The organism is Geobacillus sp. ZGt-1 (genome assembly GCF_001026865.1).
Lineage (GTDB): Bacteria > Bacillota > Bacilli > Bacillales > Anoxybacillaceae > Geobacillus > Geobacillus thermoleovorans.
The window spans coordinates 1-1,347 of record NZ_LDPD01000124.1 but is presented as its reverse complement, the minus strand read 5'-3'; the positions used below and the strand labels follow the sequence as shown (position 1 = coordinate 1,347).

Here is a 1,347-nt window from a genome sequence, read left to right as displayed (position 1 = left end):
GAATCGCCCTTCCTCCTTTCAATTAACAATGTACTAGCATGCTCAACTCTTTTTAACTTTTTCCAGCTTGCTGAAGCATGCACTTTTGTGCCATCTAACAGCCGAAGGTCAAAATAACCACTGCTTCTTCTGCCAAATATAAAACATTCTTTCCTTTCGTATACCACCTTGTCAAACAGTTGAAACCCTTTGACAAATCGTGGAGCTTTGTTTGATTTTCGTTTTCCGCCTTTTAAGATGGTTGCTTTATGCAATTGACGGTTGTTTTTTCGAACGAATTTTAGAAGATAAACCGTGCCACTTGGCTTGGCTAGTGGATTTCCACTAATACAACGAGCATCCACCATATGAGATTTAGACAGTCCATTAGCAATGCGAATACATTTGGTGATATACCCGTATGTGATATTTGCATGCGAGTATTTTTCTCTTATCCTACTAAACATTGCCCATCGCATGGCGGTCATCTGACTAGCATCCCTCATAGGCGGTCGTTTGCGTTGAAATATATGCTCAAGCCCTTTTTCGTGAATTTCATGGTGGCATGTTTTGCATAGAGTGATCAGATTATCTGGTGAATCACCTCCTGTCTTTCGACTTTCAATATGATGCACTTGGAGAACAGGGTCTTTCTTTTTTCCTTTGCAATATTGACAAGTATGATTGTCTCTGTATAGAACATACTCTCTAACATTCCAAAACCCCATTTGTTCTCCTTGTTGATATTCCACCCCTCGGATATTTAGGTTTTTTAATTTCTGTGTATCGAATGCTGCTACCTCAATAGTGACAGATGTGACAGGGAGAATATTGTGAACTAAGTCAATCAACTTTATATGCGAGTTGATTTTGTGTTGAATAGATGGTGGTAACCATCCCTCTGGTTTTCTTCTGTTAAGAAATCTGGCTTCTCGGTAGCGAGTCTTTCTGTTTCTTCGACTTCTACGGAACTGTCTCCGTATAGCAAGTAATTCCACAATATCTGTTCGAAGTTGCGCTTCCGCTTCAAACAGCACATCTTTCTTTGTTGTTGCAGAAATTCCTACATGTCGTGTCCCCATGTCAACACCCAATGACACGGGTTGTTTGTAACCACTGCTACCATATAAAAGCTGGATGGTAAAAGGTGTCCTTCTTACTACTTTTGCTTTCTTCTGTTTTAGCAAAAGTCTTGCTTTCCTTGGTGAGCATGGCATGAGTGGTTTTCCATGCTTATTGATAATGTACACGAACAAGACGTGTACCTCCTTTCAGGAGTGAGTTCCTCCTCCCCAATGTTGGAAGGGCTTGTTCGGCAGACAGCACCGCTCCTACCCATCAGAGCTTTTAACCATCTGCGACAGGGTT

At 41.2% G+C, this 1,347-nt stretch carries 1 protein-coding gene; it reads right to left on the bottom strand.

What is annotated here, in order from left to right:
• On the bottom strand, positions 1-1,229 hold a 1,229-nt coding region (gene iscB, locus VU18_RS15980; RefSeq protein WP_236687441.1), incomplete at its 3' end, for an RNA-guided endonuclease IscB.
• Positions 1,230-1,347: the final 118 nt, after the last annotated feature.